The organism is Streptomyces sp. NPDC001401, assembly GCF_042895385.1.
Classification (GTDB): Bacteria; Actinomycetota; Actinomycetes; order Streptomycetales; family Streptomycetaceae; genus Streptomyces.
In genome coordinates this window covers 799,279-821,749 of record NZ_JBIAWI010000002.1, presented here as the reverse complement: position 1 = coordinate 821,749, position 22,471 = coordinate 799,279, and the positions used below count along the sequence as shown (strand labels likewise).

Here is a 22,471-nt window from a genome sequence, read left to right as displayed (position 1 = left end):
ATTCCGGATGCGGGCGACCCCGCCCACCTGCAATGCTCCACCGTCATGGCCGAAAGAGCACGACGCGTCAAACCCAGCCGCTACATCTCCGTCGACATCGAAGCCGACGGTCCCATCCCGGGTCCGTACTCGATGCTGAGCCTCGGTGCCGCGGTCGCCGGGACGCAGGACGCCGACGGGTTCACCGCCGCCGACCCCGAGCAGCAGACCTTCTACCGCGAACTGCGCCCGATCGGCGAGGAGTTCGTGCCCGAGGCGCTCGCGGTCAGCGGGCTCGACCGCGAGCGGCTGAAGGCCGAGGGCGCCGAACCGGCCGTCGCGCTCGCCGAGTTCGCCGAGTGGGTGCGGGAGGTCAGCTCCGGCGCGCAGCCAGTCATGTGCGGTTACCCGGCCCCGTACGACTGGACGTTTCTGTACTGGTACCTGATCCGCTTCACCGGGGCGAGCCCCTTCGGGCACTCGGGCTGCCTGGACATGAAGACGCTGTACGCGACGAAGGCGGGGCTGCCGCTGCGGGCGGTGGCGAAGGGCACGATGCCGCGTCATCTGCTGTCCCGGCGCCGGCACACACATCACGCCCTCGACGACGCCGTCGAGCAGGCCGAGCTGCTGGCCAACCTCATGAACTGGCCGGGTCCGGACGCGTCGGCACCGGTACCTGATTGAAGGCGTAGTACAGGGCGATCAGGCCGTGGGCCGCCAGGGTGAGCGGTGCGGACACGAAGGCGAGGCCCACCGTGACCGGGTACGCCAGGGAGCCCAGCGCGAAGCGCGCGCGGGTCGCCCGCGCCGCCGGGACGTCGACGCGGGCGTCGAAGAGGTGGCCGGTGCGGGTGAGGTGCCACCACAGGGCCTGGAAGGTGAGCGCCATCAGGACCATGACCAGGCTGTAGACCGCGGCCGCCACGTGCGAGGCCGCGTCCTCGCGCAGGTATTCGGCGAGCATCGCGGTCGGCCACGGCACCGCGGCCACCACCATCAGGACCAGCAGGTTCAGGAACATCAGGGTGCGGTCGACGCGGGCGACGTAACTGAAGACCTGGTGGTGGTTGATCCACATGATGCCGATGACCAGGAAGCTCACCACATAGGCGGCGTACGAGGGCCACTGGGCGCCCAACGCGTGCCACAGACCGCCGTGTTCGCCCACCTCCGGGACCTTGATCTCCAGGATGAGCAGGGTGATGGCGATGGCGAACACTCCGTCGCTGAAGGCCTCGACGCGGCCGGACTCATTCATGGGTCACAGACTGCCCCATCGCCGGTGCGGGGCACGGCAACAACCGTGCCCCGCGGCCTTGGATCAGTGGGCGGCGGCGATCTGCTCGCCGGCCTCCATGGGATGGGTGACGTCCTGGTCGTCACGGTTCCTGCCGAGGTGGTTGAAGACCAGGTTCAGCAGTACCGCCGCCACGCAGCCCGTGGAGATGCCCGAGTCCAGGACGATCTTCGCCGTCTGCGGGAAGGCGTGGTAGAAGTCCGGCGCGGTGATCGGGATCATGCCGACGGCCAGGGATACGGCGACGATCAGGACGTTGTTGTCCTTGTCCAGGCCCGCCTTGACGAGGGTCTGGATGCCGCTGGCGGCGACCGAGCCGAACAGGACGACGCCCGCGCCGCCGAGCACCGGGCGCGGCACGACGGCGATGAGCGAGGCGGCCATCGGGCACAGGCCCATCAGGACCAGGAAGCCGCCGCCGGTCGCGACGACGTAGCGGCTGCGGATCCTCGTCATCGCGACCAGGCCGATGTTCTGGGCGAAGGCGCTGCACATGAAGCCGTTGAAGAGGGGGCTCAGCGCCGAGCCGAGGGTGTCGGCGCGCAGGCCCGCGGCGATGGTCCTCTCGTCCGCCGGGCGTTCGACGATCTCGCCGAGCGCCAGCATGTCCGCGGTGGACTCGGTCATCGAGACCACCATCACCACGCACAGGGAGAGGATCGCGGCGAGCTGGAACTTCGGTGCGCCGAAGTGGAACGGGGTCGGGAAGCCGATGACGTCCGCGTCGGTGACGGGCCCGAAGTCCGTGGCGCCGAAGGGGATCGCGAGCAGCGTGCCGGCGACCAGGCCGAGCAGGACGGCGATCTGTTTGACGAAGCCGCGGGTGAAGCGGCGAAGTACCAGCACGATCAGGAGAGTTGCCGCTGCCAGGCCGAGGTTGGTGGTGGAACCGTAGTCGTCGGCGGTGGGGTTGGGTCCCTGCGCCCAGCCGAAGGCGACCGGCAGCAGGGACACGCCTATGAGCGTGATGACCGTGCCGGTGACGACCGGCGGGAAGAAGCGGACCGCCTTGCTGAAGAACGGGGCGGCGATGAAGCCGAGCAGACCGGCGACCATGACCGCGCCGAAGATGATCGGCAGCGCGTCGGACTTGTCCTTGGTGGAGGCGACGACCGCGGTCATGGGGGCGACACCGGCAAAGGTGACGCCGTTGACGAAGGGCAGCCGGGCGCCGATCTTCCAGATGCCGAGGGTCTGCAGGAAGGTGGCGAGGCCCGCGGTGAAAAGGCAGGCGCCGGTGAGGAAGGTGAGTTCGGTGCCGGTCAGGCCGATGGCCGCGCCGACGATCAGGGGCGGGGCGACGACCCCCGCGTACATGGCGGCCACGTGCTGCAGGCCGGTGGTCGCCATCTTGAGGGCGGGGAGTTTCTCGTCGACGGGGTGGGTCTCGTCGAGCGGTGGGGTGGCAGTCACGGCGGCTCCTCCGGGCGGGTAACACGTCGGCTCTGACGTGGGTTTCAGGAGGTGGTGCGTGTGGTCGTGCGGGACCCGGACGGACCGTTCTCTGGGGAGGGGAACGGTGACCGTTCCGGGGCGCGCGCATATCAGGCGCACGCCCCGGAGACGGCCGCCATGGAACCCGCTGGGGTCCACGGCCACCGGTCGAGGGCCGTCCCCCTCGACCGGAGATCTTTAACTGGTCAGCCCTGCGCGGCGATCTGCGCCAGGCGCTGGGCTTCCGCTCGCGTCGAGCGCGCGATCGCGTCCTCGTCGACGTGCAGCAGCCGGTTGTCCTCGACGATCTGGCGGCCGTTCACGAAGGAGGCGGTGACCGGGGCCGCCGCGCCGAAGACCAGTGCGGTGACCGGGTCGGCGATGGAGGCGTGGGCGAGGGTGTCCAGCTTCCACAGCACCAGGTCGGCCAGCTTGCCGGGCTCCAGGGAACCGATCTCCGCGCTGCGGCCGAGGACCTGGGCGCCGCCGTAGGTGCCGAGGCGCAGCGCCTGGCGGGCGTTCAGGGCGGCCTCGCGGTGGGCGCCGAGACGGTTGATGAGCAGGGCGTTGCGCAGCTCGGTGTGCAGCTCGCCCGACTCGTTGGACGCCGTGCCGTCGACGCCGAGGCCGACCGGGACGCCGGCCGCCAGCATGTCGGGGACGCGGGCGATACCGGCCGCCAGGCGGGCATTGGACGAGGGACAGTGGGCGACACCCGTCTTCGTACGGGCGAAGGCGGCGATGTCGGAGTCGTTCATGTGGACGCAGTGCGCCATCCACACGTCCTCGCCGAGCCAGCCGGTGGACTCGAAGTAGTCGGTCGGGCCCATGCCGAACAGCTCCTTGCAGAACTGCTCCTCCTCGACGGTCTCCGAACCGTGCGTGTGCAGGCGGACACCGAGGCGGCGGGCCAACTCGGCGCCCTCACGCAGGAGTTCGGTGGAGACGGAGAAGGGCGAGCAGGGGGCCACGGCCACCTGGGTCATCGCGTCGAAGGAGGCGTCGTGGTGCTCCTTGACGGTCGCCTCGGTGGCGGCGAGGGCGCCTTCGAGGGTCTCGACGGCGAAGTCCGGGGGCAGGCCGCCGTCCTTCTCGCTGCGGTCCATGGAGCCGCGGGCGAGGGTGAAGCGGACGCCCGTCTCGCGGGCGGCGCGGATGATGGCGCCGGACAGGTCGCCGGAGTCCTTCGGGAAGACGTAGTGGTGGTCCATGGCGGTGGTGACGCCGCCGCGGGCCATCATGGCCAGGGAGCCCTGGGCGGCCGAGTACACCATCGGCTCGTCGATGCGCGCCCAGGTCGGGTAGAGCGCGACCAGCCAGTTGAAGAGGTTGTGGTCGGTGGCCAGGCCCCGGGTGATCCACTGGTAGAAGTGGTGGTGGGTGTTGACCAGGCCGGGGGTCACCAGGTGACCGGAGGCGTCGATACGGCGTACGACGTTCTCCAGGCCCTCGGGGGCCTTGCCCGCGCCGAGCGCCTCGATGCGATTGCCGGCGACGACGACGTATCCGTTCGCGTACTCGGTGTCGTTGGCGTCCACCGTCGCGATCGAACAGTTCTCGATGACGATGCGCTGGGCTGCTGCCATGGTTCGTCCTTTTCACTGTGTGGAGTGGGCACGGCAGGACCCCGGGATTTGAGTGCCGCGGCCCGCACAGGCGGGCCGCGGGTGCCGCAAATGGAGTTGATCAGAGGTTGGTGAGGTCCACCGGGATCTTCGGTTCGCAGCCGTCCCGCAGGATCGTCGCCTCGATCAGGCCGTAGGGGCGGTCGGCGGCGAAGTACACCTCGTTGTCGTTCTTCAGCCCGAAGGGCTCCAGGTCGACGAGGAAGTGGTGCTTGTTCGGCAGCGAGAAGCGGACCTCGTCGATCTCGCTGCGGTTGTTGATGATGCGCGAACCCATTTGGTAGAGGGTCTGCTGCAGCGAGAGCGAGTACGTCTCGGCGAAGGCCTGGAGCATGTGCTTCTTGGTCTGCTCGTAGGACTTCTCCCAGTTGGGCATCCGCTGCTCGTCGTCGGTCCAGTTGAACCGCCAGCGAGCCGAGACCGACGTGGCCAGGATGCGGTCGTACGCCTCCTGCAGCGTCGTGTACTTGTCCTTGACGTAGCCCCAGAACTCGGAGTTGGTCGAGTTCATCACCGTCAGGTCCTTGAGGCCGGAGACGACCTCCCACGACGAGCCGTCGTAGGTGATCTGGGTCAGCCGGGTCTCCTGCCCCTTGCGGACGAAGGAGTGCTTGACCTCGTCCGCGCCGATGAACTGTGAGTTGGCGTCGGACGCCGCGATCCGCTCCCAGGCGTACTCCTCGATGCGGATCCGGGCGGTCTTGATCGGCTCCTGGCTGGTCACGAAGTGCCTGGCCAGGTGGATGCCGAACTGCTCGGCCGACTCGATGCCGTGCTCCTTGGCGAACGCGTACACCGTGTTCTTGGTGGTGTCGGTCGGCAGGACGTTGGCGTTGGAGCCGGAGTAGTGGACCTCGTCCATGTCGCCGCTCAGCGCCACGGATACGTTCAGGTCCTTGATGTGGTGGGTGGCGCCGTCCCGCGTGATCTTTACGACTCGGTTCTCGGCCTTGCCGTACTGGTTCTGTCCCAGGATCGTGGGCATTGTCTGCTAGCTCCCTCGGTAAACGGAGTAGCCGAACGGGTTGAGCAGCAGCGGTACGTGGTAGTGCTCGCCGGGCTTGACGGCGAAGGTGATCGCTACCTCTGGAAAAAACGCACCGCTGTCCCGATTCGCGGGGGCGTCCTGCTGCGCATCGGCTTGCTTGTTCTCGAACTTCAAGAAATACGCCTCGACCGCGAAGTCGAGCCGTACGTGTGTGGTGCCCTCCGGCAGGGCCGGCAGGTCCTTGCACCGCCCGTCCGCGTCGGTCGCGGAGCCGCCGAGCGCCTGCCACGAGGCGTCCCGCCCACTACGGGCAGAGAGCTCGATGGCGACGCCCTCGGCGGGGCGGCCGATGCTGGTGTCCAGAATGTGCGTGGACACGGAAGCGGTGGTGCTGGTGCTCATGGTGTCAGGCTTCCTCTTCGACGAGTCGGGCCAGTCGGATGCGGTTGATCTTGCCCAGCTCGGTGCGGACGATCTCCCGCTCCTGCTCCGGCGAGTTGCCGATCCGCTCCTTGACCGCGTCCCGCATCTGTTCGCCGGTCCGGCCGGTGGCGCAGATCAGGAAGACATGGCCGAACCTGTCCTGGTAGGCCAGGTTCAGTTCGAGCATCTCCGACTTGAGTTCCTCGGAGGCTCCGGCCATGCCGCGCTGCTCCCGGGCCGAGGTGGGATCCCCCGGCTTGGGGCGGCCGATCGGCGGGTGTCCGGCCATCGCCTCGGCCAGGTCGTCGGCGGTCAGCTCGGCCATGGCGGCGTCGCTCGCGGCGAAGAGGTCTTCGGCGGTGGCGTACGGGCGGGCGGCGAGCAGCCGCCTCGCCCAGGCGGTGGAAGCACACGCCTCATGGAGGGCGGCGAAGGCCGCGTGCTCCTCCAGTACGTTGAACCGGGCCAGGCCCGGGGGCGTGGAAGTCGACGTCACGGGTGCCTCCGTGGCCGCGAAGGGCCTTCGTGCTGAACGGGCTGCGGTTTAGCTAACGCCTCCACGCAACGCCACGTCAACACTTTGTTGAAAATTCGGGGTAACAAACCCCGCCACTGGCCCCCGGCACCCCCCGGACTACGTACTCAGCTCTCCTTCTCACGGTTGAGGTAGTTGTAGACCGTGAACCGGCTGACGCCGAGCGCACCCGCCACGGTCTCCACGCCGTGCCGTACGGAGAAGGCGCCGCGCGCCTCGAGTATCCGTACGACCTCCTGCTTGGCCTTGCGGTCCAGGTCGGCCAGGGGCTTGCCCTGCTTGCGCTCCATGGCGGCGAGGATGTGGTCGAGGGAGTCGGCGAGCTGGGGCAGGCGTACGGCGACCGCGTCGACGCCCTCCCAGGCGAGCACGACGTCGTCGGGGCCGGCCTCGTCGGGCGGGAGCAGCTCGCCGCCCATGGCGTCGACCAGCGGTTTCACGGCCGTGATGAACGGCTCGTCCCCGGTGCCGGTCATTCGGCGCCCTCCCCGGCCGTGCCGACGACGTTGACCTGCAGCGAGACCCGGGTGGCACCGGCCTGGAGCGTCTTGCGGAGCAGGGCGTCCACGGCGGTGAGCACGGCGTCGGCGCCGCCCTCCGCGGTGTTGCCGAACGGGCCGACGTCCACCGCGTCGAGCTCGGCGGCTTCGATGACCTGGCGGGCGACCACCGCATGCGCGGGTGCCTCGTCGAGGTCGAAGGGCTCGGTCGTGAACTCCACTCTCAATCGCACGCGCTCAACCTAACGCCCTGCACGGATTTTCGGGCAGCCCTCCCGGTCACGGCTTGGCCTGCCGCCCTTTGTGCAGGAAGCTCCGCAGCCGGCGCTCCGGCCAGGTGTTGATCACGTCCTCCTTGGTGAGCCGGCCACGCTGGGCGGTGCCGATGCCGTAGCGCATGTTGGCCAGGTGGGGGACGGCGTGGGCGTCGCTGTCGACAGCGAACTTCACGCCGTGCCGCCCGGCCCGCAGGATGTCCTCGTCGCGCAGGTCGAGGCGGTCCGGGTGGGCGTTGATCTCCAGGGCCGTGCCGGTGCGGGCGCAGGCGGCGAAGATCGCGTCGAGGTCGGCGTCGATGCCTGGGCGCCTGCCGATGATGCGGGTGGTGGGGTGGCCGATGATGTTGACGTACGGGTTCTCGCAGGCCCGCACGATCCGCCGGGTCAGAGCTTCGCGCCCCTGGTTGAAGTGCGAGTGCACGGAAGCCACGCACAGGTCGAAGCGGGCGAGGAACTCCTCGGGCCAGTCCACCTCGCCGTCCGGGCCGATGTTCAGCTCGACGCCGTGCAGCAGCCGCAGACCGCCGCGCCTGCCCCGGGTGGCATATGTGCCGTCCAGCTCACGCACGCGCTCGCGCTGGGCCAGCATCCGCTCGTCGGTCATGCGCTGCATGGCCATGTCCGGGCCGTGGTCGGTGATCGCGTAGTAGGCGTAGCCGCGCAAGGCGGCGGCCTCCGCCATCTCCTCCAGCGGGGCGAGGCCGTCGGTGAGGTCGGTGTGGGTGTGCAGATCGCCGCGGAGGTCCGCCTCGGCCACCAGGTCGGGCAGTTCGCCGTGCAGCCCGGCCTCGATCTCCCCGCGGTCCTCGCGCAGCGTCGGCGGGATCCAGGGCAGCCCGAGCCGGGCGTACACCTCCTCCTCGGTCTCGGAGACGATCTTCTCGCCGCTCTCGACGTCGAAGAGCCCGTACTCGGAGAGCTTCAGCTTCTGGTGCACGGCCAGTTCCCGGGTGCGGATGTTGTGCGCCTTGGAGCCGGTGAAGTACTGCAGTGCCGCGCCCCAGGAGTCCGGCGGTACGACGCGCAGGTCGACGTTGAGGCCTTTGCTGGTGCGCACGGACGTCTTCTTCTCGCCCTGCCCGATCACCTCGGTGACGTACGGCAGCTCGGTGAAGGCCCGCATGATCGGAGCCGATTTCCTCGCCGCGGCGAGGATGTCGATGTCACCGATCGTCTCGCGCATCCGGCGCAGTGACCCTGCGTACGCACAGCGCAGGCAGCCCGTCACGGCGGACAGCACGGTCACGATGTCGTCGGCGAGGTCCATGGCCACGTCGATGTGGACGCGTCCCCCGGAGGACTGCAGCAGCGAGATGCCGTGGAGGATGTTCTCCTCGGTCTTCGGCCCGAAGCCCTTCAGGTCGCGCAGCCGCTCCTCGTGGATGGCGTCGGCCAGTTCGTCGACCGAGGAGATGCCCAGCTCCTCGTAGACCGTCAGCGCCTTCTTCGGGCCGAGGGTGGGGATGGCGGTCAGCCGCCGGACCCCGGCGGGGATCTTCGCCCGCAGCTCCTCGACGGCGGACACGCTGCCGCTGTCGAAGTACTCGAGGACCTTCTGGGCGATCGACTTCCCGACGTTCGGGATCTGCTGGAGGCCCTTGAGGTCGAGCGTGGAGACGTCGGCGTGGTGGCCGCCGACCGACCGGGCAGCCTTCTCGTAGACGCGTGCCTTGAACGCGTCTCCTCCGGTGATCGAGATCAGGTCCGCGTACTCCTGCAGCAGTGCGGCGACCTCGTCGTTGGACCGGGCCACACCTTCAGGGTAGGCACACCGACGGACGTGCCGCCCGTCCCCGTAGAGCAGTCGAGAGCAGCTCACAGGGAGGGGACGAGGACGTGGCAGGGCAGAGGGTCAGACGGGTCAGGGGTACGGCGGTGGCAGCGGCGGCGATGGCCGCGCTGACCGCGTCACAGGCACCGGGGGCGACCGAGGCCCGGGCCTCCGTGACGGCCCGGGAGACCGCGGAGCACGGGCCGAGCGTGTCCGGTGACACTCCGTACCGCACGGATCTTCCGCCGCTCACGCGCAAGCACAAGGGCACGAGCACGGGAGCGGGAACCGGTACGGCATCGGTGACCGGCGGCGCGGTGCCCGCGACCGTCTTCGCCGCCTACCGCCACGCCGAGGCGGAGCTCGCGCGGACCGCACCCGGCTGCGGGCTGCGCTGGCAGCTGCTGGCCGCGATCGGGCAGGTGGAATCGGGGCAGGCGGACGGCGGCCGGGTGACCGCGGACGGCACGACCGTGACGCCGATCCTGGGTCCGCGTCTGGACGGCGGTGCCTTCGCCGTCGTACGGGACACGGACGGTGGCGCGTACGACGGGGACGCGGTGTACGACCGTGCGGTGGGGCCGATGCAGTTCATTCCGTCCACCTGGGCGCGCTGGGGAGCGGACGGCAACGACGACGGGCGGGCGGACCCGGGCAATGTGTTCGACGCAGCGCTGGCTGCGGGGCGGTACCTGTGCGCGGGCGGACGGGACCTGTCCGAACCCGCCGGCCTGGACCGGGCGATCCTCGGTTACAACCACTCGGAGGCCTATCTGCGCACGGTGCGGGCTTGGTACGGGTACTTCCTGGAGGGGCACACGGTGGTGCCGGACGGTTCCGCGGGGTCGTCGGTACGTTCCTCGGCGCATCCCGGGCCATCACGCCCGAAACCCGAGCCGACCCCGAAACCGACCCCTTCACCGACGCCGAAGCCGTCCCCTCGCCCCAGCACCACACCACCCGCCACCACCTCGCCGTCCCCCTCCAACTCCCTCCCGGCAGCCGGGACTTCGACGCGGCCCCTCGCCCCGGCACCCACCCCGTCCGTCGACCTGCCCACCGACGACCTGCTGCCCAGCGGCGTTCCGCTGACCGGTGGCTGACCAGTAACGGCGGGGACTCGATGGCCGTCTCCCCCTCCACAACCGCGGCTACCGGGCGGTAATGTCGCCATCCGCCGGGCAGGGACGAGACCGGCGGGTGAGCGCAAAGGGGCCCTCATGGCGACGGACATGCCTGCGGAGATACAAGCCGCCGACGAGCGTTGGCAGCGCATGTGGAGCCACCGTGAGCAGCTGCTCAGGGTGGCCCGGCGCAGGTCGATGAGCCAGGAGGACGCCGAGGACGCGGTGCACGAGGCGATGCTGCGCGCGGCCGAGCGGCCGGACCTGGACGACGAGCGGCTCGGCGCGTGGCTCACGACGGTGACCATGCGGTTGTGCGTCGACCGGTACCGGCAGGTCAACCGCGAGGCCGAGGTCCGCACCAGCCCGACGCTGATCGCGCCCGGACCGGTGCCGGTGGAGGAGGCGGTGTGCGACCGGGCGGAGGCCAAGTGGCTGGCGGTGCGCAGCGGTGAGCTGCCCGCCCGGCAGGCGGAGGCGCTGCGGCTGAAGTCCGAGGACCTGGACGTGAGCCAGGTCGCCGTGCGGATGGGGCTCAGCTACCGGACCGTCGAGTCGCTGCTGGCCCGGGCCCGGCGGACGCTGCGCGCCTCGCTCGCCGGGACGCTCGGGTTCGCGCTGTTCCTGTTCGGGCGGGGCCGGCTGCGGGCGGGCGGCAAGGCACAGGCAGTGGCGGCCGCGTCGACGGCGGCCACGCTTGCGGTGGCGGGCTTCGTCCTGCCGTACGCCCTGAACGGCGGCCACCCGGACACGACTCCCCGGCCCGCCGCGTCCCCCGCCCCCGGGGGAGCCGCCGAGACCGTACGCCCCGACGGCGCCGGCCGCACGGCGAACGCCCGTGAGCTGTCGTCGGAACCCTCCGAGGCGACGCCGTCGACCGGCACCCACACCCGTCCGCTGCTGCCGCTGTCGGTACCGCCCCTGCCGAAGGCCTCGCTGTCACCGGTCCCGGCCGTCCCCGCGGTCCCGAGCGTGCCGAACCTGCCGAGCGCACCCGCCCTCGCCGGCCTGCCGCACGCTCCCACACCCTCCACCACGCTGCCCAGCCTCCCGGAGACGTCCGCCACACCGTCCGCCCCGGTGTCCATCCCCACACCGACCCCGACCGGCCTGCCGTAGAACCCCCGCCCCTCCGGACTCCTACGGCCCATCCCGGACGGGCCCCCACCAGCCCCGCCGGAACGGCACGTCACTCCGCAACGCCGCTACACAGCCTCCCGCAGACTCCCGCCACACCGTCCGCCCCGGTCTCCATCCCCACACCGACCCCCACCGGCCTGCCGTAGAACCCCCGCCCCCGGACTCCCACGCCCCATCCCGGACGGACCCCGCCAAGCCCCGCCGGAACGGCGCCGACGTCACCGCCCCCACCCCGCACTGCCATGGCCCCCTCGCCCCCCTCGGAAAAAAATCCGCCTCCCCCGCGACGGACCCCCCGCCCCTCCCCGTAGAGCAGATGTCGGAGCTGCTCCACGGGCCGAGAGGTGGACCGGATGGGTGTCGAGATCTGTGTGGAAGGGCTGACCAAGTCCTTCGGTCACCAGGTCATCTGGCAGGACGTGTCGCTGACGCTGCCCGCCGGGGAGGTCTCGGTCATGCTCGGTCCCTCGGGGACGGGCAAGTCGGTGTTCCTCAAGACGCTCGTGGGGCTGCTGAAGCCGGACCGGGGCAGCGTGAAGATCGCGGGGCGGGACATCACGCGGCTGCGCGAGCACGAGCTGTACGAGGTGCGGAAGCTGTTCGGTGTGCTGTTCCAGGACGGCGCGCTGTTCGGCTCGATGAATCTCTACGACAACATCGCGTTCCCGCTGCGCGAGCACACCCGTAAGTCCGAGAGCGAGATCCGGCGCATCGTGCTGGAGAAGATGGACATGGTCGGGTTGATCGGTTCGGAGCCGAAACTGCCCGGTGAGATCTCCGGCGGGATGCGGAAGCGGGCCGGGCTGGCCCGCGCGCTGGTCCTCGATCCCGAGATCATCCTCTTCGACGAGCCCGACTCCGGGCTCGATCCGGTCCGCGTCGCCTATCTCAACCAGCTCATCGTCGACCTCAACGCGCAGATCGACGCGACCTTCCTGATCGTCACGCACGACATCGCCTCCGCCCGCCAGGTCCCGGACAACATCGGCCTGCTGTTCCGGCGTGAGCTGGTCATGTTCGGCCCGCGGGAGGAACTGCTGACCAGTGACGAGCCGGTCGTGCGGCAGTTCCTGAACGGGCGGATGCAGGGCCCCATCGGCATGGCGGAGGAGAAGGACGCCGCCCAGGTCGAGCAGGAGCTGGCGCAACTGGGCGGCGGCACACAGACTCCCGGCAGCCAGGCTCTGACTCCCCGCCTGCTGCCGGGTCCGGGCATCCTCCGGCCGCCCCGCTGGAACGCGATCGCCGAGCGGGAAGCGGAGCTGCGGCGCCGGAAGGCGGTGGCGGACGTATGAGACTGTCGCCCACCGGAGCGCTGCGGCAGTCGGGGAACCTGTTCGCGATGGCGCTGGACGTCGTCCGGACGATGCCCCGACGGCCCTTCCAGGCAAGGGAGTTCATCCAGCAGGCCTGGTTCGTCGCGAGTGTCACCATCCTGCCTACGGCCCTGGTGTCCATTCCCTTCGGGGCGGTCATCGCGCTGCAGATCGGCAGCCTGACCCGGCAGCTCGGCGCGCAGTCCTTCTCGGGGGCCGCCTCCGTCCTGGCCGTGCTGCGCGAGGCTTCGCCGATCGTCACCGCCCTGCTGATCGCGGGCGCCGGCGGCACGGCGATCTGCGCGGACCTCGGAGCGCGGAAGATCCGCGAGGAGATCGACGCGATGCAGGTCCTCGGCATCGATCCCATCCACCGGCTCGTCGTGCCGCGCGTACTCGCGTCCATGGTCGTGGCGGTGCTGCTCAATGGCCTGGTCTCGGTGGTCGGCGTCGCCGGCGGCTACTTCTTCAACGTCGTCCTGCAGAACGGCACCCCGGGCGCCTACCTCGCCTCCTTCACCACCCTCGCCCAGCTCTCCGACCTGTGGGCGGCCGAGATCAAGGCGCTGGTCTTCGGGGCGATCGCGGCGATCGTCGCCTCGTACAAGGGACTCACCGCCAAGGGCGGGCCGAAGGGTGTGGGCGACGCCGTGAACCAGTCGGTGGTGATCACCTTCATGTTGCTGTTCGTGACGAACTTCGTGATGACCGCGGTGTATTTCCAGGTCGTCCCGCAGAGGGGTTGAGGCATGGCGCTGTTCAGCAGTCTGGAGGAGCTCGGCCGTCAACTCTCCTTCTACGGACGTTCGTTGGCGTGGACGGGCCGCACCGTGCGCCGCTACAAGAAGGAGATCCTGCGGCTGCTCGCCGAGGTGAGCTTCGGCCGCGGCGCCCTCGCCGTCGTGGGCGGCACGGTCGGCGTGATCGCCTTTCTGTCCTTCTTCACCGGCACCGAGGTGGGGCTCCAGGGGTACGCGGCGCTCAACCAGCTCGGCACCTCCAACTTCGTGGCCTTCCTCTCGGCGTACTTCAACACCCGGGAGATCGCCCCGCTGGTCGCCGGACTCGCCCTGTCCGCGACCGTCGGCGCCGGTTTCACCGCCCAGCTCGGCGCGATGCGGATCAGCGAGGAGACCGACGCCCTGGAGGTCATGGGCGTGCCCTCGCTGCCGTTCCTGGTGACCACCCGCATGATCGCCGGGTTCGTCGCCGTGATCCCGCTGTACGTGATCGGGCTGCTGTCCTCGTATCTCGCCGCCCGCACGATCACCACCGGCTACTACGGACAGTCGGCCGGTACCTACGACCACTACTTCTCCCAGTACCTGCCGCCGGTCGACGTCCTGTGGTCCTTCGGGAAGGTGCTGGTCTTCGCCGTCCTGATCATCCTCGTGCACTGCTTCTACGGCTACTACGCGAGCGGCGGGCCGGCGGGCGTCGGCGTCGCGGTGGGCCGTGCCGTGCGGACCTCGATCGTCGCGATCAACGTCCTTGATTTCTTCCTCTCGTTGGCCATCTGGGGCGCCAACACGACCGTACGGATTGCGGGGTGAACCGTATGAGGGTGCTGAGACTGCGGTTGTACGGCGTGGTGTTCATCGCTGTGCTCGCCCTGCTGCTGTCGTTGTCCGTCGCCGTGTACCAGCAGGCGTTCACCCCGGCGGTACGGATCAGGCTGGAGGCCGACAGCCTCGGCAACCAGCTCGACCCGCGCGCCGACGTCAAGCTGCGCGGCCTGCTGGTCGGCGAGGTGCGCTCGGTGCACGCCGACGGGGCGAAGGCGACGCTCGACATCGCGCTCAAGCCGGAGTACGCCGACGCCATCCCGTCCGACGTACGGGCCCGTCTGCTGCCCAAGACGCTGTTCGGCGAGAAGTACGTCGACCTGGTCGCGCCCGCGCACACCTCCGCCCGGCCGATCCGTGCCGGCGACATCATCACCCAGGACCGCACCCGTGTCGGCGTCGAGCTGCAGCAGGTGATGAACGACCTGCTGCCGCTGCTGCGGACCGTGCAGCCCGGCAAGCTCAACGCCACGCTCTCCGCATTCGCCACCGCCCTCGAAGGCCGCGGCGACCGGATCGGCGACAACCTCACGCGCGTGGAGGAGTATCTGCACCGCCTCAATCCTCATCTGCCGTCCCTCACCGAGGACTTCGCCCGGCTGGCCGACGTCGCGCAGGTGTACGGCGATGCGGCGCCGGACCTGATGGAGATCCTGCGCAACACCGTGACCACCAGCCGCACGCTGGTCGCGGAGAAGGAGCGGCTCGCGTCCGCCCTCACCACCACCGCCGGTGCCGCGGCGACCGCGCACGACTTCCTCGACGCGAACGGCGACCGCCTGATCACCCTGGGGCAGGTCTCCCGCCCGACACTCGAACTCTTCGCCCGCTACTCCCCCGAGTACCCCTGCCTCCTGGCCGGTCTGGTCCACGAGGAGCAGGCCTCCGAGCAGGCGTTCCGGGGCGGCCAGATGCACATCACGCTGGAGGTCGTACGGCAGCAGGGGGCGTATCAGCCCGGCGAGGAGCCGCGTTACGCCGACCGGTCCGGGCCCGACTGCCGGGATCTGCCTCATCCTTCGGTGCCCGCACCAGGGGTTCACCTCAACGACGGTTCCAAGAAGGGCGGTTCGTCCGGTCCGCTCGGTGTCTCCGCGACCCGGGCCGAACAGCGCGCCGTCGGCTCGCTCGTGTCGCCCGTGCTGGGTGTGCCCGCCGACGAGGTGCCGCCGGTCGCGACGCTGCTGTTCGGGCCGATGGCGCGCGGGACGGCGGTGAGTGTCGTATGAGGACATCGGCAGCGCGGCAGACCGCGGCTCCCCTCATCAAGTTCAGCCTCTTCGCGCTGGTGACGATCCTGGCGACGGCTCTGCTCGCCGCCACCATCGTGAACATCTCCTTCACCTCCGAGCGCACCTACCGTGCCGTCTTCAGCGACGTCACCGGCCTGGAGAAGGGCGACGACATCCGGGTCGCCGGAGTGCGGGTCGGCCAGGTCCAGGGCATCCGGATCAAGGACCGTACGCTGGCGGAGATCACCTTCACCGTCGGCGGCGACCGGCCGCTGCTCACCAGCACCCATGCCGTCATCCGCTACCGCAACCTGGTCGGGCAGCGGTACGTCGCCCTCACCGAGGGCGCGGGCGACGGCACCCGGCTGAACCCCGGCGGCACGATCCCGCTGCGGCGCACCCAGCCCGCGCTGGACCTCAACGCCCTGCTGAACGGCTTCAAGCCACTGTTCGCCGCGCTCAGCCCGCAGGACGTCAACCAGCTCGCCACCGAGATCATCAGGACGCTGCAGGGCGAGGGCGGCACGGTCAACAGCCTGCTGGCGCACACCGCTTCGCTCACCACGACGCTGGCCGGCCGCGACAAGCTGATTGGCTCGGTGATCGACAACCTGAACACCGTGCTGGGGACGCTGGACAAGCGCGGCGCCCGCTTCTCCGAACTGCTCGTGCAGTTGCGGCGGGTGATCTCCGGCCTGTCCGCCGACCGGAAGCCCATCGGGCAGTCGCTGGCGAACATCGGCGATCTCACGGACGCCACCTCGGGGCTGCTGACGGACGCCCGGCCGCCGCTGAAGGACGACATAGCCCAACTGACCGATCTCACCGGGACGTTGAACGACAACCAGAAGACCGTGGAGGGCGTCCTGAAGCGGCTGCCGAACAAGCTCAACGCGCTGACGGGGACCGCGTCCTACGGCTCCTGGTTCAACTTCTACCTCTGCGACTTCGACGGCCGGATCGTGCTGCCGAAGACGAAGCAGGCGCTCACCCCGGACCTGCACGTGGCGAGGGCGAGGTGCGGCTCATGAGCCGAAAGACCCGCCCCGAACCGCTGGTGAAGGTCCGCATCGACCCGCCGAAGCTGCCGAAGCCACGGCTGCCCAGGCGTGCGCCCCGCGCGCGGGGGCCGGAACCGCTGATGAAGGTCCGTATCGACCCGCCCAAGCTGCCGAAGCCACGGCTGCCTCGGCGGGCGCCCCGTCCCCGCAAGCCGCAGCCGATGATGAAGGTGCGCATCGATCCGCCCAGGCTGCCCCGCATACGGCTTCGACGTCCCCGCCTGATCCCGTTCCGAGAGCGCAACCCGGTCGTCATCGGAGCCGTTGGCCTCACGGTCCTCGCGCTGCTGACCGTGGCCGCGTTCAACGCCGACAGCCTGCCGTTCATCGGCGGTGGAGACACGTACAGCGCGGCCTTCTCGGAGGCGGGCGGGCTCAAGCCCGGCGACGAGGTGCGCATCGCCGGGGTGAAGGTCGGCAGGATCGAGAGCGTCGACCTGGACGGCGACCACGTCAAGGTCACCTTCAAGGTCAAGGGCGATCCGGGCTTCGGCACCGACACCGGCGCGTCGATCCGGGTCAAGACGATCCTCGGCGCGAAGTACCTCGCGCTGCAGCCCAAGGGGCCGGGCCAGTTGAAGCCGGGCAGCGAGATCCCACTGAGGCGCACGGTTCCGGCGTACGACGTCGTGCAGGCGTTCAGCGACCTGACCACCACCTCGGAGAAGGTCGACACCGGGCGGCTGGCGAAGGCCCTGGACACCATTTCCGCCACCTTCCAGGACTCGCCCGCCGAAGTGCGCGCGTCCATCAAGGGACTGTCGGAGATCTCCCGCACGGTGGCGTCCCGGGACCAGGCCCTCGGTGAGCTCCTCGACCACGCGAACGGCACGACGGGCGTACTCGCCGACCGCTCCAAGGACTTCACCGCCCTGGTCAAGGACGGCGACAAGCTGTTCACAGAGGTGCGCATGCGGCGCGAGGCGATCCACAGGCTGCTCAAGACCTCCGCCGCGCTCGGCATCGAGCTCTCCGGCCTGGTCCAGGACAACGAGAAGGAGATCGGGCCCGCGCTGCAGGGCCTGAAGCGTGTGGTGCAGATGCTCGAACGCAACCAGGCAAGCCTCGACCGCAGCGTGCAGCTGCTCGCGCCGTATGTGCGGGTCTTCACCAACGCCCTGGGCAACGGCCGATGGTTCGACTCCTACGTCCAGAACCTGGTCGCCGCTCCGGTGGTGCCGCGGACGGGAGGCACACAGTGAAGCGCCTGAAGAGACGCCTCGCGGTGCTCACCGCGCTGGCCCTCGTCGCCGCCCTCACCTATGTGCTGTGGCCGCGACCCGAGCCGGTGCGCGTCACCGCGTACTTCCCGCGCACCGTCGGCATATACCCCGGCTCGGACGTCCGCGTCCTCGGCGTCCGCATCGGCGAGGTCAAGAGGATCACGCCCGAGGGCGACCGGGTGCGGGTGGAGCTGGAGTACGACCGGGGGCGCAAGGTCCCCGCCGACGCCAAGGCGGCGATCATCAACTCCTCGGTGGTCAGCGACCGTTACGTGCAGCTGCTGCCGGTCTACCGGAAGGGTCCGGTCATGCGCAGCGGTGCCGTCATCCCCGAGAAGCGCACCGCCGTACCCGTCGAACTGGACCGGATCTTCGACAGCCTGCACACCACGGCGGACGCCCTGGGCCCCAAGGGCGCCAACAAGGACGGCTCCCTCTCCCGGCTGCTCGGGGTGAGCGCGGACAACCTCGACGGGCAGGGCAAGAACCTCAACCAGACGGTCCAGGACCTGTCGCAGGCGGTCACCACACTCTCCGACGGGCGTAAGGACCTGTTCGGCACGGTGCGGAACCTGCAGGTGTTCACCGCGGCGCTGGCGGCCGACGACAAGAGCGTGCGGTCCTTCAACACCAGTCTCGCCGAGGTCGCGCAGCAGCTCTCGGGCGAGCGTCAGGACCTCGCGGACGCGCTCACGAACCTGGGGACGGCGCTCGGCGACGTCTCCGCCTTCGTGAAGAACAACAAGAACTCGCTGACCTCGGACGTGAAGGGCCTCAGCAAGGTGACCAAGGTGCTCGTCACCCAACGGGCCGCCCTGGACGAGCTGTTGCGGGTAGCTCCCACAGGCCTGTCGAACCTGAACAACGCCTACAACCCGTCCTCCGGCACCCTCGACACCCGCAACAACGCCCAGCAGGCGCAGGATCCGGCCTCGCTGCTGTGTTCCCTGCTCAGGACGGCGGGCGACACGGGCGGCAAGAACCCCAGCTGCAAGGAGCTGAAGAAACTCTTCGACTCCCTGCCCGCACTGCCCACGCAGGGCACCGCCGTGACCGGCACGGTCGACAGGACGCTCGGCGGGATCCTGGGGGCGAGCGCATGAGCAGACGACGCAAGGGCGGGGCACTCGCCTGGGCGGCGGCCGGTTCGCTGCTGCTGTCCGGCTGCGAGTTCAACGGCTGGTACGACGTCCCGCTGCCCGGCGGTGCCGCCGACGACGGACACGCCTACCACGTCACCGTCGACTTCCGTGACGTTCTCGACCTGGTGCCGCAGTCGGCGGTGAAGGTGAACGACGTCACCGTGGGCGCGGTGGAGAAGGTGGAGCTGGCCGGCTGGCACGCGCGCGTGCGGCTGCGGGTCGCCGACTCGGTGAAGCTGCCCGCGAACGCGGTCGCCGAGCTGCGGCAGACCAGCCTGCTCGGCGAGAAGTACGTGGCGCTCGCCGCCCCGACGGGCACGGCACCCGTGGGCCGGCTCCGCGACGGCGACCGCATCCCGCTCTCCCGCAGCGGCCGCAACCCGGAGGTCGAGGAGGTGCTCTCCGCACTGTCCGCCCTGCTCAACGGCGGTGGAGTCGCCCAGCTCAAGACGATCACCGTCGAGCTGAACAAGGCCCTGGACGGCCGGGAGAACCGGGTCCGGTCGCTGCTGACGGAGCTGAACACGTTCGTCGGCGGACTGGACGAGCAGAAGGCGGACATCATCCGCGCGATCAAGGCCGTCGACCGGCTCGCGGGGCGGCTCGGCAAGGAGAAGAAGACCATCGCCGCGGCCGTCGACACGATGCCGCCCGCACTGAAGGTCCTGGCCGACCAGCGGCGCAACCTGACAAAGATGCTCACCGCCCTGTCGAAACTCGGCAAGGCGGGCACCAAGGTGGTCGACGCCTCGCACGACGACACGGTTGCGAATCTCAAGAAGCTCCGCCCGATTCTGCAGCAGCTGAACAAGTCGGGCAGCGATCTGCCCAACTCCCTTGAGCTGCTGACCACTTACCCGTTCCCGCGCAACGCCGTGGACGCCGTCAAGGGCGACTACGTCAACCTGCACCTCACCGCGGATCTCAATCTGGCGGACTTCTACGGGAACACGGCGGGCAGCAACTCCGGCGGGGGCAACGGCGCTTCACCTGCGCCCGGCACTTCCGCCGCACCGGGCCTCCCGGATCTGCCGAGCGTCCCGACGCCGACCCCGCTGCCGAGCACACCGAGCCTGCCGTCGTCCCCTTCGGTGCCGTCGGCTCCCTCGGGCGGCGGCGGGCCGCTGTGTCCGCCGGTGTGCACGAGCAGCTACTCCACCGGAGCGAAGCCGCCCGAGGGCATCGACCTCGCGCTCGCCGAGCTGATGCTGAAGGGGGTCCAGCCGTGATCACTCGTACGGTCAAGGCGCAGCTGCTGGCCTTCGCCGCCGTCACCGCGGTCGGGGTGTCGTACGTCGGCGCCGAGTACACCGGCCTGGTGGACGACGTCCTGGGCCGCGGCTACACCGTGCGGGCCGACTTCGCCGACTCCGGGGGCATCTTCCCCGGCGCCGAGGTCACCTACCGCGGGGTGCCCGTGGGCAAGGTCGGCGCGCTGCGGCTGAGCGGCGCCGGGGGCGTCTCGGTCGCCCTCGACATCAAGGACGGGGCGCCGCGCATCCCGGCGGACACCCTGGCCGTGGTGGCGGACCGTTCGGCGGTGGGCGAGCAGTACGTCGATCTGCAGCCGCGCACCTCCCACGGCCCGTATCTCCTCGACGGCAGCGCCATCCCGCGCGGCAGCACGCGCGTGCCGCTGCCCACCACGGAGCTGGTCCTCAGCCTGGACCGGCTGGTGAACTCGGTCGGCAAGGACGATCTGCGGGTCACCGTCGACGAGTTGGGCAAGGCCTTCGACGGCACCGGACCGAACCTGAGCCGCCTGGTGGACTCGGGCAACGCACTCGTGGAGTCGGCGTCCGAGTCCCTGCCGGAGACGATCTCGCTGATCGAGGACTCGCGGAAGGTCCTGAAGACACAGGCCGACCAGGGCTCGTCCATCAAGTCGTTCGCGCACGATCTGGCCGCGCTCACCGCGCAGTTGAAGGCGAGCGACGGAGACCTGCGCAAGGTGATCGGCAACGCGACACCGGCCGGGCAGCAGGTCGACTCGCTGCTGAAGTCGACCGGCCCCGGGCTGTCGGTCCTGCTGGCCAACCTGATCAGCGGCGGCCAGGTCACACGGGCGCACCTGCCCGGCGTCGAGCAGGCCCTCGTCACCTTCCCGGCACTGGTCGCGGGCAGCTACACGGTCGTCCCGGGCGACGGCACCACCCACTTCGGGCTGGTGGTGAACGCCGGCGACCCGCCGCCGTGCACCCAGGGATACGGCACCACCTGGCGCGACCCCTCGGACACCAGCAGGCGCCAGGCGAACACCGACGCGCACTGCACGGCCCCGCGCGGCGGCAAGACCTCGGTGCGGGGCGCACAGAACGCCCCCGGCGCGGCGTCCGGCGGCGCGAACCAGGCGGCGTACGTCACGCCGTACGACCCGGAGACCGGCACCGCGACCGGCCCGGACGGAAGGCCCGTCGAGATCGGCTCGACGGGCGGCCAGCAGACGGTGTTCGGAAAGGAGTCGTGGCAATGGCTGCTCGTTGGACCGATGGCCTGAGCGGGAGGGCGCTCACGGTCGGACTCGTCGTGGCGACGGTCCTGACCAGCGCGGTCTCCCTCTGGCTGGGCATGAGCCTCTACGACCGGCACGAGACGGAGATGCGCCGCCAGGACATCCTGGGCGCGGCCCGCCAGTCGGCGCTGAACTTCACCTCGCTCGACTACCGGCACTACGACCGGGACAGCGGGAACGTGCTCAAGGGCGCCACCGGCGACTTCAAGAAGCAGTTCACCGCGCAGACGGCACAGCTGACCAAGCTCGTCGCCGAGAACAAGTCCGTGTCCGAGGGGCAGGTCCTGGACGCCGGCATCGTCCGCTCCGACGCGCGCTCGGCCCGCGTCCTGGTGGTCGCCGACAGCAAGGTCACCAACACCGCCGTGCCCAATGGGGAGGCGCGCACCTACCGGCTGCAGCTCGACCTGGTGTACCGGGGCGGGCGCTGGCTGACGTCCGACGTCGAGTTCGTGGGCTGACCCGCCCCCAGTGAGGAGTACGACCATGGCGAACCCGACCACCCGAACCCGCACGATGAGCGCGGCGGCCCGCGCGGCGGCCAAGCGCGCCAAGCGGGTGGAGTACCTGAAGCGGGCCGAGCCGTCGGCCCCGGACGGCTGGGACGACCTGCCGGAGCCGTCGCCGGAGCCGCTGGAACAGGACCCGGACACCTTGGCGGAGCCGGAGGGAAGCGCACCCCCGCCCCGGTCCGGGCGGCGGCTGCTCACCGCGGTACTGGGTGTTGTCCTGGTGGCGGCTGTGGTCGCCACCGCCATGCTCGGATGGCAGTACGGGCAGGGACGGGAGGCGGAGAGCGCCCGGTCGCAGGCGCTTGCGGCCGCGCGGAAGGCGGCGCCGGTCGTGCTGTCGTACGACTACCGGCATCTGGACCGGGACTTCGCCCGGGCCCGCACGCTGCTGACCGGGCACTTCCGGGACCAGTACGGGAAGACCACGGCGACGGTGGTCGGGCCGACGGCGAAGAAGTACCACGGGGTGGTGAAGGCGACCGTCCCCGCGGCGTCCGTCGCCTCGGCGTCGCCGGACAAGGTCACGGTCCTGCTCTTCGTCAACCAGGTCACGCAGAGTACCCAGGTCTCGGGCTCACGGCTGGATCTGAACCGGGTGCGGATGACGATGAGCCGTACGTCCGAGGGCTGGAAGGTGAGCGCCGTGGACGCACTCTGATCAGCCCCTTCGACCTGCCCCCGCGCATTTGGCGCGGGGGCATTTTTGTGCGCGCGCTCTTGACAGGCCTCCCCCGCCACAGGCAGTCTTCCATTAAGCAGAAACCAACTTCCGCAATACGGAATACAGCCATCAGCAGGAAGGGAGCGCCGA

Annotated in this window: 23 protein-coding genes; 14 read left to right on the top strand and 9 right to left on the bottom strand. The window is 70.0% G+C overall.

What is annotated here, in order from left to right:
• Nucleotides 1–45 precede the first annotated feature (45 nt).
• Nucleotides 46–666, top strand: coding sequence for an exonuclease domain-containing protein (locus tag ACFY10_RS11245; protein WP_390664792.1), 621 nt, complete (start codon nucleotides 46–48; stop codon nucleotides 664–666).
• On the opposite strand, the gene ACFY10_RS11240 is transcribed toward ACFY10_RS11245, so the two are convergent.
• The 9 genes from ACFY10_RS11240 to polX form a co-directional block, all read right to left on the bottom strand.
• On the bottom strand, nucleotides 620–1,240 hold the full coding sequence (locus ACFY10_RS11240) for a TMEM175 family protein (protein ID WP_390664791.1): 621 nt from the start codon (nucleotides 1,238–1,240) through the stop codon (nucleotides 620–622). The genes ACFY10_RS11245 and ACFY10_RS11240 overlap by 47 nt on opposite strands.
• Before the next feature lie 63 nt (nucleotides 1,241–1,303).
• Nucleotides 1,304–2,692, bottom strand: coding sequence for a nucleobase:cation symporter-2 family protein (locus ACFY10_RS11235; protein ID WP_390664790.1), 1,389 nt, complete (start codon nucleotides 2,690–2,692; stop codon nucleotides 1,304–1,306).
• 227 nt (nucleotides 2,693–2,919) lie between these two features.
• The gene (locus ACFY10_RS11230; protein WP_390664789.1) at nucleotides 2,920–4,299 is read right to left on the bottom strand and encodes an 8-oxoguanine deaminase; all 1,380 of its coding nucleotides are present in this window, start codon (nucleotides 4,297–4,299) and stop codon (nucleotides 2,920–2,922) included.
• A gap of 100 nt (nucleotides 4,300–4,399) precedes the next feature.
• Entirely contained in the window at nucleotides 4,400–5,323 is a 924-nt protein-coding gene (pucL, locus tag ACFY10_RS11225) for a factor-independent urate hydroxylase (RefSeq protein ID WP_099932192.1), read from the bottom strand.
• A gap of 6 nt (nucleotides 5,324–5,329) precedes the next feature.
• On the bottom strand, nucleotides 5,330–5,728 hold the full coding sequence (uraH, locus tag ACFY10_RS11220) for a hydroxyisourate hydrolase (protein WP_390664788.1): 399 nt from the start codon (nucleotides 5,726–5,728) through the stop codon (nucleotides 5,330–5,332).
• A 4-nt stretch (nucleotides 5,729–5,732) separates the two neighbouring features.
• Nucleotides 5,733–6,245: a 2-oxo-4-hydroxy-4-carboxy-5-ureidoimidazoline decarboxylase gene (gene uraD / locus ACFY10_RS11215; RefSeq protein WP_390664787.1), complete on the bottom strand. Its 513-nt coding sequence runs from the start codon at nucleotides 6,243–6,245 to the stop codon at nucleotides 5,733–5,735.
• 146 nt (nucleotides 6,246–6,391) lie between these two features.
• Nucleotides 6,392–6,760 carry a helix-turn-helix domain-containing protein gene (locus ACFY10_RS11210; RefSeq protein WP_390664786.1) on the bottom strand — a complete coding sequence of 123 codons (369 nt, stop codon included), beginning with the start codon at nucleotides 6,758–6,760 and terminating at the stop codon, nucleotides 6,392–6,394.
• Entirely contained in the window at nucleotides 6,757–7,017 is a 261-nt protein-coding gene (locus ACFY10_RS11205) for a hypothetical protein (RefSeq protein WP_390664785.1), read from the bottom strand. The genes ACFY10_RS11210 and ACFY10_RS11205 overlap by 4 nt, the downstream gene beginning before the upstream one ends.
• 46 nt (nucleotides 7,018–7,063) lie before the next feature.
• Nucleotides 7,064–8,815, bottom strand: coding sequence for a DNA polymerase/3'-5' exonuclease PolX (gene polX / locus ACFY10_RS11200; protein WP_390664784.1), 1,752 nt, complete (start codon nucleotides 8,813–8,815; stop codon nucleotides 7,064–7,066).
• Nucleotides 8,816–8,898: 83 nt separating this feature from the next.
• On the opposite strand from polX, the gene ACFY10_RS11195 reads away from it, so the two are divergent.
• From ACFY10_RS11195 to ACFY10_RS11135, 13 genes are all read left to right on the top strand, one after another.
• Nucleotides 8,899–9,936: a lytic transglycosylase domain-containing protein gene (locus ACFY10_RS11195; protein WP_390664783.1), complete on the top strand. Its 1,038-nt coding sequence runs from the start codon at nucleotides 8,899–8,901 to the stop codon at nucleotides 9,934–9,936.
• A gap of 117 nt (nucleotides 9,937–10,053) precedes the next feature.
• The gene (locus tag ACFY10_RS11190) at nucleotides 10,054–11,076 is read left to right on the top strand and encodes a sigma-70 family RNA polymerase sigma factor (RefSeq protein ID WP_390664782.1); all 1,023 of its coding nucleotides are present in this window, start codon (nucleotides 10,054–10,056) and stop codon (nucleotides 11,074–11,076) included.
• A gap of 374 nt (nucleotides 11,077–11,450) precedes the next feature.
• Complete coding sequence (locus tag ACFY10_RS11185) at nucleotides 11,451–12,392, top strand: ABC transporter ATP-binding protein (RefSeq protein ID WP_390664781.1); 942 nt, start codon at nucleotides 11,451–11,453, stop codon at nucleotides 12,390–12,392.
• Nucleotides 12,389–13,159: an ABC transporter permease gene (locus tag ACFY10_RS11180; RefSeq protein ID WP_099932182.1), complete on the top strand. Its 771-nt coding sequence runs from the start codon at nucleotides 12,389–12,391 to the stop codon at nucleotides 13,157–13,159. Before ACFY10_RS11185 ends, ACFY10_RS11180 begins: the two co-directional genes overlap by 4 nt.
• 3 nt (nucleotides 13,160–13,162) lie before the next feature.
• Nucleotides 13,163–13,966 carry an MlaE family ABC transporter permease gene (locus ACFY10_RS11175; protein ID WP_390664780.1) on the top strand — a complete coding sequence of 268 codons (804 nt, stop codon included), beginning with the start codon at nucleotides 13,163–13,165 and terminating at the stop codon, nucleotides 13,964–13,966.
• 5 nt (nucleotides 13,967–13,971) lie between these two features.
• Nucleotides 13,972–15,207 (top strand): MCE family protein, encoded by a 1,236-nt coding sequence (locus tag ACFY10_RS11170; protein ID WP_390664779.1) that lies wholly within the window; start codon nucleotides 13,972–13,974, stop codon nucleotides 15,205–15,207.
• Nucleotides 15,204–16,241, top strand: a complete 1,038-nt coding sequence (locus tag ACFY10_RS11165; RefSeq protein ID WP_390664778.1) for an MCE family protein — start codon at nucleotides 15,204–15,206, stop codon at nucleotides 16,239–16,241. The genes ACFY10_RS11170 and ACFY10_RS11165 overlap by 4 nt, the downstream gene beginning before the upstream one ends.
• A gap of 251 nt (nucleotides 16,242–16,492) precedes the next feature.
• Nucleotides 16,493–17,473: an MCE family protein gene (locus tag ACFY10_RS11160; protein ID WP_390664937.1), complete on the top strand. Its 981-nt coding sequence runs from the start codon at nucleotides 16,493–16,495 to the stop codon at nucleotides 17,471–17,473.
• On the top strand, nucleotides 17,470–18,597 hold the full coding sequence (locus ACFY10_RS11155; RefSeq protein ID WP_390664777.1) for an MCE family protein: 1,128 nt from the start codon (nucleotides 17,470–17,472) through the stop codon (nucleotides 18,595–18,597). Before ACFY10_RS11160 ends, ACFY10_RS11155 begins: the two co-directional genes overlap by 4 nt.
• On the top strand, nucleotides 18,594–19,865 hold the full coding sequence (locus tag ACFY10_RS11150) for an MCE family protein (protein WP_390664776.1): 1,272 nt from the start codon (nucleotides 18,594–18,596) through the stop codon (nucleotides 19,863–19,865). The genes ACFY10_RS11155 and ACFY10_RS11150 overlap by 4 nt, the downstream gene beginning before the upstream one ends.
• Nucleotides 19,862–21,133, top strand: a complete 1,272-nt coding sequence (locus ACFY10_RS11145; protein WP_390664775.1) for an MCE family protein — start codon at nucleotides 19,862–19,864, stop codon at nucleotides 21,131–21,133. The genes ACFY10_RS11150 and ACFY10_RS11145 overlap by 4 nt, the downstream gene beginning before the upstream one ends.
• Nucleotides 21,106–21,609: a hypothetical protein gene (locus ACFY10_RS11140; protein WP_390664774.1), complete on the top strand. Its 504-nt coding sequence runs from the start codon at nucleotides 21,106–21,108 to the stop codon at nucleotides 21,607–21,609. The genes ACFY10_RS11145 and ACFY10_RS11140 overlap by 28 nt, the downstream gene beginning before the upstream one ends.
• A gap of 25 nt (nucleotides 21,610–21,634) precedes the next feature.
• The gene (locus tag ACFY10_RS11135; RefSeq protein ID WP_390664773.1) at nucleotides 21,635–22,318 is read left to right on the top strand and encodes a hypothetical protein; all 684 of its coding nucleotides are present in this window, start codon (nucleotides 21,635–21,637) and stop codon (nucleotides 22,316–22,318) included.
• Nucleotides 22,319–22,471: the final 153 nt, after the last annotated feature.